Raw genomic sequence first — 14,822 nt, 5'->3', positions numbered from 1 at the left:
GTATTCATGGCACCATCGGTGCCGCTGTCGCTATTGTTCCCTGCAGGACGTCTGGTACCCGCCGAGCGGGACTGGAACGAACGAGAGGAAGTTTTCGGTGACCTCATCAGGGTTCACTGGTGGTCTGTCGCCAGCTCGATTGACGGTGGGTGTCGTCTCCGCCGGGCGGGTGGGCACGGCATTCGGGGAGGCGCTCGAACGCGTCGGACACGTCGTTGTCGGTGCTGCTGCTGTGTCGGACGCGTCGCTCGCTCGGGTGCGCGACCGGTTACCGGAGTCGCAGGTTCTGCCCGTCGACGAGGTAGCTCGTCGCGCTGAACTGTTGATTCTTGCCGTACCGGACAGCGAGTTGGCGTCGATCGTCGCCGGCCTGGCGTCCACCGGGGCGGTGGCACCAGGGAAACTCGTGGTGCACACCTCCGGTGCGAACGGTGTCTCGGTGCTCGAACCGCTGACGGCCCTGGGTGCGGTGCCGCTCGCGATCCATCCGGCCATGACGTTCAGCGGCCGAGCCGAGGACACCGACAGGATGACGGCGGCGTGCTTCGGTATCACCGCTAGTGACGAGATCGGTTACGCCGTTGCGCAGGCTCTGGTGCTCGAGATCGGCGGCGAGCCGGTGCATGTCGCCGAGAACAATCGGGCGCTGTACCACGCCGCACTCGCGCACGGTAGTAATCACCTTGTCACCCTTGTGGTCGACGCGGTCGAAGCGCTTCGAGTCGCGTTGGCCGGACCGGGTTTTCCTGGCTCCGATGCCGAACGTGGTGTGCCCGAGCGTGTTCTGGCTCCGCTTCTCGAAGCTGCGCTGGACAATGCGCTGCGCAACGGGCAATCGGCGCTCACCGGCCCGGTGGCCCGAGGCGATACCGCCGCAGTCGGTAAGCACCTCGACGTGCTCGAGACCGTGGATCCGCGAATCGCTGCCGGGTATCGGGCGCTGTCTCTTCGCTCTGCGCAGCGCATCGGTGCCGGGGCAGACCTGATCGAACTTCTGGAAGGGAAGCAATGACCCTCGCGGGCAGCTACACGAAGGGGCAGTTGACAGTTCACCACGATCCCGCGGTGATCACGTCGGTGTCCAAGGCCTTACGGGGTGTCGGAAAACAGGTCGCGCTGGTGCCGACCATGGGCGCGTTGCACGCCGGTCATCTGCACTTGGTGCGTCAGGCAAAGCTCACCGGTGCGGTGGTGATCGTGTCGATCTTCGTCAATCCGCTGCAGTTCGGTGTGGGTGAGGATCTGGATGCGTACCCGCGAACCCTCGACGCCGATGTCGCGCTGCTCCGTGAGGAGGGAGTCGAGCTGGTCTTCGCGCCGTCCGCGTCGGACATGTACCCGTCCGGTCCGCGCACTACGGTCCATCCCGGGCCGCTCGGCAGTGAACTCGAAGGTGCAAGCAGGCCAACTCATTTCGCGGGTATGCTCACCGTCGTGGCCAAGCTGCTGCAGATAGCCGCTCCGCATCGGGCGTACTTCGGGGAGAAGGACTACCAGCAGCTGACCCTGATCCGGCAGATGGTGCGAGATCTGAATTTCGACGTCGCCGTCATCGGGGTACCGACGGTGCGCGAGCAGGACGGTCTGGCACTGTCCTCCCGTAATCGGTATCTGGACCCGGAGCAGCGTGATGCGGCGATGGCTCTGTCGGCCGCGCTGGTGGCCGGGGCGCATGCCGCGGCCGGGGGAGCGGAGGCCATCATCGCCACTGCGCGCGCCGTTCTCGACGAGGCGCCGCTGGTGCAGGTCGATTACCTCGAGGTACGAGACCCGCATCTCGGCCCGGCTCCCGAACGTGGGGACGGCAGGCTGCTCGTGGCCGCCAAAGTAGGCACCACGAGGCTGATCGACAACGTCGGTGTCGCCGTCGGCACCGGGTTTCTAGAATATCCTGACGATCCGAAAAGTGGAGAGTGACACGATGTTTCGTACCATGATGAAGTCCAAGATCCATCGCGCCACCGTCACGCACGCAGACCTGCACTACGTGGGCTCGGTGACCGTCGACCAGGATCTGATGGAGGCCGCCGATCTGCTCGAAGGCGAGCAGGTCACCATCGTCGACATCGACAACGGCGCTCGACTCGAAACCTACGTGATCACCGGTGAACGCGGCAGCGGAGTCATCGGAATCAACGGGGCCGCAGCTCATCTGGTCAATCCAGGTGATCTGGTCATTCTGATCGCCTACGGGGTGATGGACGAGCAGGAAGTTGCCGACTACGCGCCTCGGGTCGTCTTCGTCGACGAGAAGAACCGGCCGGTCGAGCTGGGCAGCGATCCGGCACATGCGCCTGCGGGCTCGGGTCTGATCAGTCCGCGCGATCTCCGGGCCGATTCCGTGCTGGTCTGATTCGATGCTCCTCGCGATCGATGTGCGCAACACCAGTACCGTGGTCGGGTTGTTCACCGGCACCGGTGATCACTCGAAGCTGCTGCGGGACTGGCGCATTCGAACCGATCCTCATGTGACAGCCGACGAATTGGCGCTGATGTTGCGTGGGTTGCTGGGAGCCGATGCGGAACAGATCACCGGAATCACCGCACTGTCGACGGTGCCGTCGGTGCTGCGAGAGATGCGCACCATGCTCACGCGGTACTGGGACCATGTGGTGCACGTGGTCGTCGAACCCGGCGTCCGGACCGGTGTGCCGCTGCTGGTGGACAATCCCAAAGAAGTGGGAGCGGATCGGATCGTCAATACCCTTGCCGCACATGATCTCTACGACTCGGCGTGCATCGTGGTGGACTTCGGCACCACCACCTGCGTCGACGTCGTATCGGCCAAGGGTGAATTTCTCGGCGGTGCCATTGCGCCCGGCCTGGAAATGTCGGCGTGGGCGATGTCGACCCGCACCGCCACGCTGCGCGAGGTGGAGATGGTCCGGCCGCGGTCGGTGCTGGGCAAGAACACCGTCGAATGCATCCAGTCGGGCACCATCTTCGGATTCGCGGGCCTGGTGGACGGCCTCGTCGGACGAATTCGGCGGGAGGTGCCCGAGGTGGCCGGAACGGACGTGGCGGTCATCGGCACCGGAGACATCGCGGCGTTGATCCTGCCCGAGTCGACCACCATCGAGCACCACGAACCGGACCTGACACTCGAAGGATTGCGACTCGTCTACGAGCGCAACATGGCAAAGCGGCGCCCGCGCTGAGGGTTTCGCGATGACCGTTTCGATCCAGCGCTAGCGCATCCGGCGTTCGTGTGTCAGAATCGTCGGCGTGATGACGTGCATGGCCACCCAGGAGTGTTGTCGAGGCTGACCGCTGCCTCGCTCATAACACACCCCTGGAGTAGAGCTTCATGCTTTCCACACCTGTATTTTCTGCACCCTCCCGCACCCTATTGTCCTCGCGGCCGGTCTCCGCACTGCCGACGCGGCTGCGGCCTCCCGACCTGCTCCGGATCACCGATCAAGGCGCATCGGACGTCCTCGAAGGTCGTTTCGATCACCTGCTACCCGGCGGCGGTCTCTGGCCGACCGACGAGCGCTGGGCCGCCCGCCTGCATTCCGACGACGACCTCGATGTCTGGTTGATCAGCTGGGTTCCGGATCGGTCCACCGAACTGCACGACCATGCCGGATCGCTCGGAGCCCTGACCGTCCTGAGTGGATCTTTGCTCGAATATCGTTGGGCAGGAACCGAACTGAAGCAGCGTCATCTCGACGCGGGAGATCAGGCGGCCTTCCCGCTGGGGTGGGTGCACGACGTGATGCACGATCCGGCGTCGACTACTACCGGGCCCACTCTCAGCGTCCACGCATACTCGCCGCCACTGACGGCAATGTCCTACTACGAGGTGACCGAGCGTGCGACTCTGCGCCGCACCCGCAGCGAGCTCACCGACGAACCCGAGAAGGCCACACGATGACCGTTCACACCTGGACCATTGTCGACATGCTGGAAGCCGCTCGCAAGACCATCGATCGCATCACCGTATTCGAGTTGCGCGACGCCGTGGAGCGCGGTGCCGTCGTGATCGACATTCGCCCGCAGGCCCAGCGTGCCGTCGAAGGAACGTTGCCCGGCGCGTTGGCCATCGAACGCAACGTCCTCGAATGGCGTCTCGATCCGACGAGCGATGCGCGCCTGGCCATCGCCGTCGATCACGACATGGAATGGATCGTCATCTGCTCCGAGGGCTACACCTCCTCGCTCGCGGCGGCCTCGCTCAAGCAGTTGGGTCTGCACAAGGCCACCGATCTGGTCGGCGGCTATCAGGCCCTGAAGTCGGCGGGATTACTCGGTGTGTTGACGCAGGCCGAGCACTGCGTTCGCGAGGCCGAGGCCGTCGCAGCGCACTGAACGCTCGCACGGTCTCGGACTGTAAAGTGTTTGCGCGTGAGTGATTCAGCTTCTACCCAGCCGGCCGACGACACCCCGGAGCAGCTACGGATTCGTCGAGCCAAGCGCGCTGCGCTGCTCGAGCGCGGGGTCGAGGCATACCCGGTATCGGTTCCGCGCACCCATTCGCTGCTCGAGATCCGAACCGAGTTTCCCGAGCTCGAAGCCGACACGACCACCGGTCTCGTCGTCGGAGTCGTCGGCCGCGTCATCTTCGTCCGCAACACCGGCAAGCTGTGCTTCGCCACGCTGCAGGAGGGCGACGGCACCCAGCTGCAGGCGATGATCAGCCTTGCCGGCGTCGGCGAGGACGCGCTTGCGCAGTGGAAGGCCGACGTCGACCTCGGTGACTTCGTGTTCGTGCACGGCGAGGTCATCAGCTCCCGTCGCGGTGAGCTCTCGGTGATGGCCGACGCATGGCAGATCGCGTCGAAGTCGTTGCGGCCCTTGCCCGTCGCGCACAAGGAACTGAACGAAGAGACGCGTATTCGGCAGCGATACCTGGATCTGATCACGCGTCCGGAAGCCCGCGAGACCGCACGCAAGCGGATCGCCGTCGTTCGAGAATTGCGCAACGCACTCGAGCGTCGAGGATTCCTCGAAGTCGAGACGCCGATGCTGCAGACGCTGCACGGCGGTGCTGCGGCGCGGCCGTTCGTCACCCACTCCAATGCCATGGATACCGATCTGTTCCTGCGTATCGCACCGGAGCTGTTCCTCAAGCGCTGCGTCGTCGGCGGCATCGAGAAGGTCTTCGAGATCAACCGCAACTTCCGCAACGAAGGTGCCGACTCCTCGCATTCTCCGGAGTTCGCGATGCTCGAGACGTACGAGGCCTACGGCACGTACGACGACTCGGCGAAGATGACGCGCGAACTCGTCCAGGAAGTGGCCATGGCCGCGCTCGGATCCACCGTGGTGACGCTGCCCGACGGGACCAGCTACGACCTCGGCGGCGAATGGACGACGCTGGAGATGTACCCGTCGTTGTCGGAGTCGCTCGGATTCGACGTCACCCCGGAGACCACCGTCGACGAACTGCTCGCCATCGCCGACAAGGTCGGTGTCGAGGTGCCGCGCAAGGACGGGGTCCCGATCTACGGCCACGGCAAGCTCGTCGAGGAATTGTGGGAACACCAGGTGGGCGACGCGTTGACCGAACCGACGTTCGTTCGCGATTTCCCCGTCGAGACGTCCCCGCTGACCCGGCAGCACCGCAGCAAGCCCGGCGTCACCGAGAAGTGGGACCTGTACGTACGCGGCTTCGAGTTGGCGACCGGATACTCCGAGCTGATCGACCCGATCATTCAACGCGAGCGTTTCGAGGACCAGGCTCGTCAGGCTGCGGCGGGCGACGACGAGGCGATGGTTCTGGACGAGGACTTTCTCGCCGCGATGGAGCAGGGCATGCCGCCGACCACCGGAACCGGCATGGGCATCGACCGTCTGTTGATGGCGCTGACCGGCCTGGGCATCCGCGAAACGATCCTGTTTCCGATCGTCAAGCCCTCGCAGGCCTGATCGGTAGGTAAAGCGCTGTTCGCCAGCAGCGGACATCGAATGGGAAACGTTTTGCATAGTGCCTGCGTTATGAACAGTAAGCAGGCACAGCAGTCCGGATCCGCGGGCGGTTGCGCAGCATTTCAGGGGTGGAGGGTCGGCGTTCGTCACGTCGGCCAACTACAGTGAGAATCAGTCTTACCTTCAAATGCACAAGCGACCTCAGCGTATGGACACTGCGGCGCTAGAAGAACTGGTGGGCGAGCTACCACCCACCAAGAAGTGAGGGAGAGCGATGTTCGAGAGGTTCACCGATCGCGCGAGGCGTGTTGTCGTCCTGGCTCAAGAAGAAGCCCGGATGCTCAACCACAACTACATCGGCACGGAGCACATTCTGCTCGGCCTCATTCACGAGGGCGAAGGCGTCGCCGCCAAGTCTCTCGAGTCGCTGGGCATCTCCCTCGAAGGAGTACGCAGCCAGGTCGAGGAGATCATCGGCCAGGGCCAGCAGGCTCCGTCCGGTCACATCCCGTTCACCCCGCGCGCCAAGAAAGTACTCGAGCTCAGTCTGCGTGAAGCACTGCAGCTCGGCCACAACTACATCGGCACCGAGCACATTCTGCTCGGCCTGATCCGCGAAGGCGAAGGCGTCGCAGCTCAGGTTCTGGTCAAGCTCGGAGCCGACCTCAACCGGGTACGCCAGCAGGTCATCCAGCTGCTGTCCGGTTACCAGGGCAAGGAGCCGTCCGAGAGCGGCAGCGGTCGCGGCGAGGCGGGTACCCCGTCGACGTCACTGGTCCTCGATCAGTTCGGTCGCAACCTCACCCAGGCCGCGCTCGAAGGCAAGCTCGACCCGGTCATCGGTCGTGCGAAGGAAATCGAGCGCGTCATGCAGGTGCTCTCGCGTCGTACCAAGAACAACCCTGTTCTCATCGGTGAGCCCGGTGTCGGTAAGACGGCCGTCGTCGAGGGACTGGCTCAGGCCATCGTCAACGGCGAGGTTCCCGAGACGCTCAAGGACAAGCAGCTCTACACCCTCGACCTCGGCTCGCTCGTGGCCGGCAGCCGCTACCGCGGTGACTTCGAGGAGCGCCTGAAGAAGGTGCTCAAGGAGATCAACACCCGCGGCGACATCATCCTGTTCATCGACGAGCTGCACACGCTCGTCGGCGCAGGTGCTGCCGAAGGTGCCATCGACGCAGCGTCGATCCTCAAGCCGAAGTTGGCTCGTGGCGAACTGCAGACCATCGGTGCCACCACCCTCGACGAGTACCGCAAGTACATCGAGAAGGACGCCGCACTCGAGCGTCGTTTCCAGCCCGTCCAGGTCGGCGAGCCGACGGTCGAGCACACCATCGAGATCCTCAAGGGTCTGCGCGATCGCTACGAGGCTCACCACCGCGTCTCGATCACCGACGGTGCGCTCGTCGCGGCCGCCACATTGGCCGACCGGTACATCAACGATCGGTTCTTGCCCGACAAGGCAATCGACCTCATCGACGAGGCGGGCGCGCGGATGCGCATCCGCCGGATGACCGCGCCGCCAGACCTGCGTGAGTTCGACGACAAGATCGCCGACGCGCGCCGGGAGAAGGAATCGGCCATCGACGCACAGGACTTCGAGAAGGCTGCGAACCTGCGCGACAAGGAGAAGACGCTCGTCGGTCAGCGCGCCGAGCGCGAGAAGCAGTGGCGCTCCGGTGACCTCGACGTCATCGCCGAGGTCGACGACGAGCAGATCGCCGAGGTCCTCGGAAACTGGACCGGCATCCCCGTCTTCAAGCTCACCGAGGAGGAGACCACTCGTCTGCTCCGCATGGAAGACGAGCTGCACAAGCGGATCATCGGCCAGGTCGAGGCAGTCAAGGCCGTCTCGAAGGCGATCCGTCGTACCCGTGCAGGTCTGAAGGACCCGAAGCGTCCGTCGGGCTCGTTCATCTTCGCCGGCCCGTCCGGTGTCGGTAAGACCGAGCTGTCGAAGGCTCTCGCCAACTTCCTGTTCGGCGAGGACGACGCACTCATCCAGATCGACATGGGCGAGTTCCACGACCGCTTCACCGCCTCGCGTCTGTTCGGTGCTCCTCCCGGATACGTCGGCTACGAAGAGGGTGGCCAGCTCACCGAGAAGGTCCGCCGCAAGCCGTTCTCCGTGGTGCTGTTCGACGAGATCGAGAAGGCCCACTCGGAGATCTACAACACGCTGCTCCAGGTCCTGGAAGACGGTCGTCTCACCGACGGACAGGGACGCACGGTCGACTTCAAGAACACCGTGCTGATCTTCACCTCGAACCTCGGTACCGCAGACATCTCCAAGGCTGTCGGTCTCGGCTTCTCCTCGGGTGAAGGCACCGGCTCGAACTACGAGCGGATGAAGCTCAAGGTCAACGACGAGCTGAAGAAGCATTTCCGCCCCGAGTTCCTGAACCGTATCGACGACATCGTCGTGTTCCACCAGCTCACGCGAGACGAGATCATCCAGATGGTCGATCTCATGCTCAACCGAGTCGAAGGTGCGCTCAAGAACAAGGACATGGCGATCGAGGTCACCGAGAAGGCCAAGTCGTTGCTGGCCAAGCGCGGATTCGACCCCGTACTGGGTGCGCGGCCACTGCGTCGCACCATCCAGCGCGAGATCGAGGACGCGTTGTCGGAGAAGATCCTCTTCGGCGAGATCGAAGCCGGCCAGATCATCCTGGTCGACGTCGAGAACTGGGACGGCGAAGGCGCTGGCGAGGACGCGAAGTTCACGTTCCGCGGCGAGAAGAAGGCCATCATCGTCCCCGACGAGGTCCCGGTCGACCTGGCCAAGGCCAGCGGAGACAGCGACAGCGAGTAAGTTTCACCAGTTCCAAGTAACGGGCGATCCTCTTCGGAGGGTCGCCCGTTGTCGTATCTCCGCCTACCGCCCCGTTCGCCGTCCGCCCCCGCCCGCCCGCGCGCCCGCGCGCCCGCCCCTTTCGGCACACCCCCTCGCGTTCGCGTCAATGGACCACCCCCGTTGTGGATCAATGTGGCTTTCAGTCAGTCAGACTGCAACAATGGCGCATTGATCCAGACCCGGGCAGCGAGAGCCCCAGCGATGAGGACAAGTTCAGCGAGCACGATCCAGAACAGCAGCGAGATATCGGGAGCCCAGCGGGCCAGGGTCGACATCGGCACCCCGGCGACCATCGGCAACGCGAAGTAGAGCAGTCCTCCGGCAACGACGGCCATCAGGATGTGCGCGGGTGCCCATCGGCTCGGGGGAGTCTTGATGCGAAACAGGATTCGGCAAGCGCAGAGTGCCAGCAACACCGCGAGTGTGCTCGACGCAATCAGCGCAGCCGCATATATACCGAGGCCGGTGCTGCGGGGTTCGTCGATTCCGATTCGGGCGAGGACCAGTGAGCGGGCTGCCGAAGCCAGTTTTTCGGCTTCCAGTTCGCCGTATCCGTTGGCGGCGAACACCACGGCCAGATGGCGTTCGGGTATCAGTGCAACGTGCGTGAAGTAGCCGGGAACCGCTCCCGAATGCCATCGCATCTCGGTGCCGTCGGTCAGCGTTTCGACGTACCACCCGTATCCGTAGGCCGTGCCGGATCCCGTCGGCACCGCGTCGGGACTGTTCGACGCCGGGTCGGTCAGTTGCCGCGCCGCGTAGCGCGAGAGTTCGTCGATCGAACCACCGAGGTAGCCGTAACCGAGTCCGGCGGCATCGATCCCGGTGTCGATGCGTCGAGGTGACCCGAAGAACGGAACGTGCCCGGGCGCGACGGCAGCCACGGTGTGCACTCCGGTTTCACGTGCGACGACGTCCGCGAACGGCTCGGCAGTGATCTTCTCGACGACGGCCTGCAACCGTAGGTAATTCAGGCTGGAGTAGCGGAAACTGCCGCGCTCGGCGGAGGTGACGTCGAGGGTGGGTACGACGTCGAGTGCTCGGTCGGTGCGTCCCCACACATCGAGTGGGGCGACGTCGTGGGGGAGTCCGCTGGTGTGGTGGATCAGGTCGGTGATGGTGACGTGGTCGGCGAGGATCGAATTACTATTCGGCAGAACAGAATTGACAGTCGACTGCAGGTCGAGGCGCTGCTGCGAGGCGAGCGAGTACACCGTCGCTGCCGTCACCGACTTCGAGACCGAACCCCAGACGAACGGCGTGCCGTCGTCGATCGGGGCACCGTACCCGTCCACCCCGTATTCGACGTTCTCGATCACGTCGCGTTCGGAGACGACTCGGAAGGCCACTCCAGGCAGGCCCAGATCCTCGGCGATCACCGCGATGTCCGACGCGCTGCCGTCGTCGGGGATGGTCGGGGTGGCGGTCAGAACTGCTGCGATGGTCAGGAGGGCGTGCACGATTCGCATGGATGGAGTGAACCAACCTCACCGAGGTCGACGCCTCGGTGAACACCCTGATTTCCTACCCGAGATCAGCTCGAGCGAACCAGGCCGGCGATCCAGGGCAGGATGTCGGAGTATGCGGCCAGAGCCCCCGGGAGATGGTTCGCGCCCTTGTAGGGGATGACCGGAAACTCGTACTCGCGGTAGGTGACCTGGGCGCCCAGTTCCTGCCAGCGCTCGAGCAGAGTGCGACTCTGCTCGACGGGCACGGTGTCGTCCTCGACTGCATGCGACAGGTACACCGGCATTGCGGGGGCGATGCGGCCGACGGTGTTCTCTTCGGCCACCTCGGCGAAAACCGGGTTGCTCAGCTGCTCGATCAGTGGTCGGCCGTCCCGGGTGAGTTCGCTGGTGTGCACCGTCTCGGTGGCCGCGGGGTCGGTGGTGCACCAGTCCTCCGCGGCATCGAGCGCGGCAACGCCGTCGGAGTCGAAGAAGCTGCGGATGCTCTCCGCTCGTTCCGGGTAGGAGTTGATCATGCCGTCGACGGCGAAGAGCACGGCACTACCGAGAGTCGTGTTGTCCAGATTCTCGATGTTGAGCGTCGGATCTGCCGGTGGTGCGCCCACATACGCCCCGACGACATCGAGGTCCGGGGCGTAGGTGGCAGCAAGTTCGGCAGCGGCCCCCGCCGCGAATCCGCCTTCGGAGTAACCGAACAACACCACGGGGGCGTCATCGTCGGCGGTTCTGGCCGCGTCGAGCAGCGCTCGGCCAGAGGCGAGCCGGTTCAGATACGTGTGTCCGCCCGGAGTGCCCAGTCCCTGGTAATCGGTCGCGACGACGCGGTATCCGGCCAGCAGCAACGGCAGGATGGCCGGGGACGATCCGACGGTACCGAGAACTGCGGATCCGGCGCAGCGGTCGGCCATACCGGAGGTGCCGGGCGCGTAGGCGATGACCGGCCGTGGGCCGGGGCCGGGCCACGGAGCGGTGGGGGTCATGGAGTACCCGGACACGACCATGGGGTCGTCGCGAGTGTCGGTGGATCGGTAGAGAATACGTTCGATGTCGAAGCCCAGTCCGAATCCCTTGGGTGAGGTGACCGGCTTTGTCCTCATCACCTCGCCGGGGGCCGCCGCGGCGAGGGTCGGGACCGGCGCGTCGTAGAAGTCTCGCAATGAATCGGCGCCCGCGACCGGCGTCGACGGCATTGCGATCGCCACCATCGCAGTCGACGCGATCGTCAGCGCGCACACCCGCTTCTTCATCTGTCACATCCTTCGTGTCGAGATTCCCGCACTCGATGGCCCGGCCGTGCCGCCGACGTTAGCCTGAGTATCGGTCCTACACAGGGCCGACAACGAAAGGATCGAAGTTCGATGCCAACTCGTACCTCACGCACAGCTTGGAACGGCACCCTCGAGCAAGGTTCCGGCCAGGTCGAGCTGTCCAGTTCCGGCGCAGCGACTTTCGACGTGTCGTTTCCCAAGCGCGCCGCCGAGAACGCCGACGGCACCACCAGCCCCGAGGAATTGATCGCAGCCGCTCATTCCAGTTGCTACGCGATGCAGCTGTCGGCCTTGATCGCCGAGGCGGGTGGCACCCCGCAGAGTCTCGAGGTCACCGCCGAAGTCTCGCTCGGTCCTGACCAGCCCGGTTTCAAACTGACGGGTATCAAGCTGACCGTTCGGGGCGAGGTCGACGGTCTCGACGCAGACGGCTTTGCGAAGGCCGCTCAGGCTGCCAAAGAAACGTGCCCCGTCAGCAAGGCACTGACCGGCGTTGACATCACCTTGGATGCGTCTTTGGAGGGCTGAACAGACGCGGTGCCCGATGTGAGACTGGCGAACGATCGTCAAGTTTGAAATAGTTCGTGACTTGGCCCATCTACGGATGGTTCGGCGACGAATTCAAGTCACACGTCGGGTTCGATCGGCTTTCGCGTACGTCCGGGGTACGCACCGACCGGCCTAGGAAGGATCGGCCCACTATGTTGTGGACGCGCTTCCTGGGCCTCGGTGCGATCGCAGTGGTGGCCTACATAATTGCCCCGCAGGGATTACCCCGGAATGCGATCTACGCAATCGTGGTCTCGGCCACAGTGGCGGCGTTCGTGTACCGCTACGTCCGCGAACCGGGTGCGGACAAGCGAACGTGGAAGTACCTGGCCGTCGGCGTCGGCAGTTGGGGCGTCGGGGACGCACTGATAGCCGTGACGAAAGTCGACGGTGCTCGTATGCCGACGTTGTCGGCCGCGGACGCGTTCTACCTGCTGGGCTACGCGATCATCGCAGTCGCGTTCGCCCGGGCCGCCGACGAGAACGGCCTGGTGTTCGGGCTGGAAGAGCTGTACGAATGCTTGATCGTCGCCGTCGGGTTCGGTCTCGTCACCTGGGTGTTCGTCGTGTCCGACGGCTCGGCACGGTCGTTCTCCGAGGCCGTGTCCCTGTGGCCGGCAACGGCGTACCTCACCGTCGACGCGTTCCTGTTGACCCTCGTCGTCAGTTTGTACCTCGTCACGCGGTCGGTCACAGTTCCCTTCCTGGCCGCAGCAGCGGGAGTGGTACTACTCGTTGCCGCCGACTGCGCGTCCTACGCCGCCGCGATCGATATCGAGATCTATCGATCGACGCTTCCCAACGCGATGTGGCTGGCCGCGTACGTCTGCTTCGGCGTCATCGCCTTGCACGACGAGCAGAAGTCGGTCAGGCGGGCCGCCCGGCCCGGTCCGCTCCGGTTCGGCAAGGGGCGGTTTTCCACTCTCTCGGTTGCGGTAGCCGTGACACCGGTGGTGATGACCGTGCAGCTGGCTCGCGGCGTTCCCGTCGGGCAATGGGGTTGGGTCATCGTGGGGTCCTCGGCGTTGGTCATCGTTCTTGTCGGGTTCCGGATGGCGCGTTTCGTGCGGACACTGCGACGGCAGGCTGCCATTCTCGAGGATGTGGCACGCACGGACGCGGTGACCGGACTCGCCAGTCGGCGTCTACTTCGCGAGCGATTGGACTCGATGCTCGCCACTCGCGGTGATTCGGATGTCTTCACGCTGGTGGTCGACATCGACCGCTTCGCGCAGATCAACGAGACGTTCGGTTACAGCGTGGGCGACAGCGTGCTGCGTGAGATCGGCCATCGACTCGTCGCATCGGTTCGACCCGACGATCTGGTGGGACGCCTCGGCGGCGATCAGTTCGTGGTGGCGATGTGTCGTCGCCCAGGCCTCATCGACGCGAACGAGACCGCCGCACAGCTGCAGTTCGCCGTCAGTCGCAAGATGTTCGTCCACGACATCAACGTGGCCCTCGACGCGACAGTCGGAATTGCGGCCATCGACGAGTCGTCGGCACGTGCGCGCCGAGAGGTCTGCCCGTCGGCTATGCCTGTCGACGGTGAGGCGATGATGCAGCAGGCCCATGTGGCGCTGACCGCGGCCAAGGCAGGGCAGACCCGAGTCGGTCGATACGAACCCGACATGGATCGTGACCGCCACGATCAGATGCGGTTGCTGGGCGAGCTCGACACCGCGATTCGGGATCACCAGCTGCGGGTGTTCTTCCAGCCCTGCCTGGATCTGGAATCGGGCAGCGTCGACCGCGTAGAGGCTCTGCTGCGGTGGCAACACCCGCGTGAGGGGTTGATCGGACCGTCGATCTTCCTACCCGACGCCGAGCGCACCGGCATGCTGCCCGCAATCACCGCGCTGGTGCTCGACGAGGCATTGGCGCAGTGCAGCGCATTACGGCGACGTGGCATCAATCTGTCTGTCTCGGTGAATCTTTCGGTTCGAAATTTGCTCGACGAAACACTCACCGAACAGGTGTCCGCTGCGCTGACCAAGTACTCCGTGCCTGCGCACACCCTGGAATTCGAGGTCACCGAGACGACCGCCATGACCGACCCGGTGCGTTCGGTGAACGCATTGGCATCCTTGCGCAGCCTGGGGGTGACCCTCGCTATCGACGATTACGGCACCGGCTACAGCTCGTTGGCGTATCTGCAGAGTCTGCCGGTGCAGACGCTCAAGATCGACCGCTCGTTCGTGTCGAACATGAACACCGACGACACCGATGCGTCGATCGTGCGATCGACCATCGATCTCGCGCGAAGCCTCGGGGTGCGAGTGATGGCCGAGGGGGTCGAGGACGCGGGCACTCTCGACGCGCTTCGATTGCTGGGGTGCGACGGTGCCCAGGGCTACTTCCTGGGTAGACCGATGTCCGCGGAGTTCCTGGCCGATGCCGTAGCGAAACTGGATTCGGAGACGCCGACGAAACTCGAGTGGGAACTCGCACGCGCGCGCATCTGAGCAGCGTTGCTCACGAGGTGGCGGGCACGTCCAGGACGACCTCGAACTCGAGCAGTGATGCTCCCGAAGACACCGGTTTGCTCTCACCGGAACCCGCGTGTGCCTGGCGCGACGGCCCACCCGACCAAGCCTGGAACGACTCCTCGTCTTCCCACTGGGTGACGACGAAGTAGCGCGACTCGCCCTTGACCGGCCGGAGTAACTGGAAACCGAGAAATCCGGGGGAGCCGTCGACCGTTCCGGCGCGCGCAGCGAAGCGCTTCTCGAGCTCGGGGCCTGCGCCCTCCGGTACATCGATCGCGTTGATCTTCACAATGGCCATTCTCGAGAGACTACGCCGCCG

13 protein-coding genes are annotated in these 14,822 nt (G+C 64.5%); 10 read left to right on the top strand and 3 right to left on the bottom strand.

Annotated features, from left to right (window positions below; translation table 11 throughout):
- Window positions 1-97: 97 nt before the first annotated feature.
- The 8 genes from ASG84_RS09170 to ASG84_RS09135 all read left to right on the top strand — a co-directional run bounded on the left by ASG84_RS09170 (window position 98) and on the right by ASG84_RS09135 (window position 8,686).
- A complete protein-coding gene (locus tag ASG84_RS09170; protein ID WP_057476707.1) occupies window positions 98-1,012 on the top strand; it encodes a Rossmann-like and DUF2520 domain-containing protein in 915 nt (304 codons plus the stop codon).
- A complete protein-coding gene (panC, locus tag ASG84_RS09165) occupies window positions 1,009-1,917 on the top strand; it encodes a pantoate--beta-alanine ligase (RefSeq protein WP_057476706.1) in 909 nt (302 codons plus the stop codon). The genes ASG84_RS09170 and panC overlap by 4 nt, the downstream gene beginning before the upstream one ends.
- Window positions 1,918-1,921: 4 nt before the next feature.
- A complete protein-coding gene (gene panD, locus ASG84_RS09160) occupies window positions 1,922-2,353 on the top strand; it encodes an aspartate 1-decarboxylase (RefSeq protein ID WP_057476777.1) in 432 nt (143 codons plus the stop codon).
- A gap of 4 nt (window positions 2,354-2,357) precedes the next feature.
- Window positions 2,358-3,158, top strand: a complete 801-nt coding sequence (locus ASG84_RS09155; RefSeq protein WP_057476705.1) for a type III pantothenate kinase — start codon at window positions 2,358-2,360, stop codon at window positions 3,156-3,158.
- Between the two features lie 149 nt (window positions 3,159-3,307).
- A complete protein-coding gene (locus ASG84_RS09150; RefSeq protein WP_057476704.1) occupies window positions 3,308-3,877 on the top strand; it encodes a cysteine dioxygenase in 570 nt (189 codons plus the stop codon).
- Complete coding sequence (locus ASG84_RS09145) at window positions 3,874-4,311, top strand: rhodanese-like domain-containing protein (protein WP_057476703.1); 438 nt, start codon at window positions 3,874-3,876, stop codon at window positions 4,309-4,311. The genes ASG84_RS09150 and ASG84_RS09145 overlap by 4 nt, the downstream gene beginning before the upstream one ends.
- A gap of 36 nt (window positions 4,312-4,347) precedes the next feature.
- The gene (gene lysS, locus ASG84_RS09140) at window positions 4,348-5,871 is read left to right on the top strand and encodes a lysine--tRNA ligase (RefSeq protein WP_057476702.1); all 1,524 of its coding nucleotides are present in this window, start codon (window positions 4,348-4,350) and stop codon (window positions 5,869-5,871) included.
- A 274-nt stretch (window positions 5,872-6,145) separates the two neighbouring features.
- Window positions 6,146-8,686, top strand: a complete 2,541-nt coding sequence (locus ASG84_RS09135) for an ATP-dependent Clp protease ATP-binding subunit (RefSeq protein WP_057476701.1) — start codon at window positions 6,146-6,148, stop codon at window positions 8,684-8,686.
- A gap of 185 nt (window positions 8,687-8,871) precedes the next feature.
- On the opposite strand, the gene ASG84_RS09130 is transcribed toward ASG84_RS09135, so the two are convergent.
- Both ASG84_RS09130 and ASG84_RS09125 read right to left on the bottom strand, forming a co-directional pair.
- The gene (locus ASG84_RS09130; protein ID WP_057476700.1) at window positions 8,872-10,197 is read right to left on the bottom strand and encodes a serine hydrolase domain-containing protein; all 1,326 of its coding nucleotides are present in this window, start codon (window positions 10,195-10,197) and stop codon (window positions 8,872-8,874) included.
- Window positions 10,198-10,262: 65 nt separating this feature from the next.
- The gene (locus ASG84_RS09125) at window positions 10,263-11,444 is read right to left on the bottom strand and encodes an alpha/beta fold hydrolase (protein ID WP_057476699.1); all 1,182 of its coding nucleotides are present in this window, start codon (window positions 11,442-11,444) and stop codon (window positions 10,263-10,265) included.
- Window positions 11,445-11,555: 111 nt separating this feature from the next.
- On the opposite strand from ASG84_RS09125, the gene ASG84_RS09120 reads away from it, so the two are divergent.
- The gene (locus ASG84_RS09120) at window positions 11,556-11,993 is read left to right on the top strand and encodes an OsmC family protein (protein WP_057476698.1); all 438 of its coding nucleotides are present in this window, start codon (window positions 11,556-11,558) and stop codon (window positions 11,991-11,993) included.
- A 173-nt stretch (window positions 11,994-12,166) separates the two neighbouring features.
- A complete protein-coding gene (locus tag ASG84_RS09115) occupies window positions 12,167-14,479 on the top strand; it encodes a putative bifunctional diguanylate cyclase/phosphodiesterase (RefSeq protein ID WP_156399437.1) in 2,313 nt (770 codons plus the stop codon).
- Window positions 14,480-14,489: 10 nt separating this feature from the next.
- Here the strand turns inward: ASG84_RS09115 and ASG84_RS09110 are convergent, their stop codons facing one another.
- Entirely contained in the window at window positions 14,490-14,801 is a 312-nt protein-coding gene (locus tag ASG84_RS09110) for an antibiotic biosynthesis monooxygenase family protein (RefSeq protein ID WP_057476696.1), read from the bottom strand.
- Between the last annotated feature and the right edge of the window lie 21 nt (window positions 14,802-14,822).

The sequence above is a fragment of the Rhodococcus sp. Leaf278 genome (assembly GCF_001426085.1).
GTDB lineage: Bacteria > Actinomycetota > Actinomycetes > Mycobacteriales > Mycobacteriaceae > Rhodococcoides.
Note: the sequence above shows the minus strand (reverse complement) of the source record. Positions and strands in the feature narration are given on the sequence as shown.

What these genes read in the sequence shown, in the direction of transcription:
- panC (WP_057476706.1), top strand. Translation starts at nt 1,009, where the DNA reads ATGACCCTCGCGGGCAGCTACACGAAGGGGCAGTTGACAGTTCACCAC.
- ASG84_RS09135 (WP_057476701.1), top strand. Translation starts at nt 6,146, where the DNA reads ATGTTCGAGAGGTTCACCGATCGCGCGAGGCGTGTTGTCGTCCTGGCT.
- ASG84_RS09110 (WP_057476696.1), bottom strand. Translation starts at nt 14,801, where the DNA reads ATGGCCATTGTGAAGATCAACGCGATCGATGTACCGGAGGGCGCAGGC.
- ASG84_RS09145 (WP_057476703.1), top strand. Translation starts at nt 3,874, where the DNA reads ATGACCGTTCACACCTGGACCATTGTCGACATGCTGGAAGCCGCTCGC.
- ASG84_RS09155 (WP_057476705.1), top strand. Translation starts at nt 2,358, where the DNA reads ATGCTCCTCGCGATCGATGTGCGCAACACCAGTACCGTGGTCGGGTTG.
- ASG84_RS09120 (WP_057476698.1), top strand. Translation starts at nt 11,556, where the DNA reads ATGCCAACTCGTACCTCACGCACAGCTTGGAACGGCACCCTCGAGCAA.
- ASG84_RS09150 (WP_057476704.1), top strand. Translation starts at nt 3,308, where the DNA reads ATGCTTTCCACACCTGTATTTTCTGCACCCTCCCGCACCCTATTGTCC.
- ASG84_RS09125 (WP_057476699.1), bottom strand. Translation starts at nt 11,444, where the DNA reads ATGAAGAAGCGGGTGTGCGCGCTGACGATCGCGTCGACTGCGATGGTG.
- ASG84_RS09115 (WP_156399437.1), top strand. Translation starts at nt 12,167, where the DNA reads ATGTTGTGGACGCGCTTCCTGGGCCTCGGTGCGATCGCAGTGGTGGCC.
- ASG84_RS09130 (WP_057476700.1), bottom strand. Translation starts at nt 10,197, where the DNA reads ATGCGAATCGTGCACGCCCTCCTGACCATCGCAGCAGTTCTGACCGCC.
- panD (WP_057476777.1), top strand. Translation starts at nt 1,922, where the DNA reads ATGTTTCGTACCATGATGAAGTCCAAGATCCATCGCGCCACCGTCACG.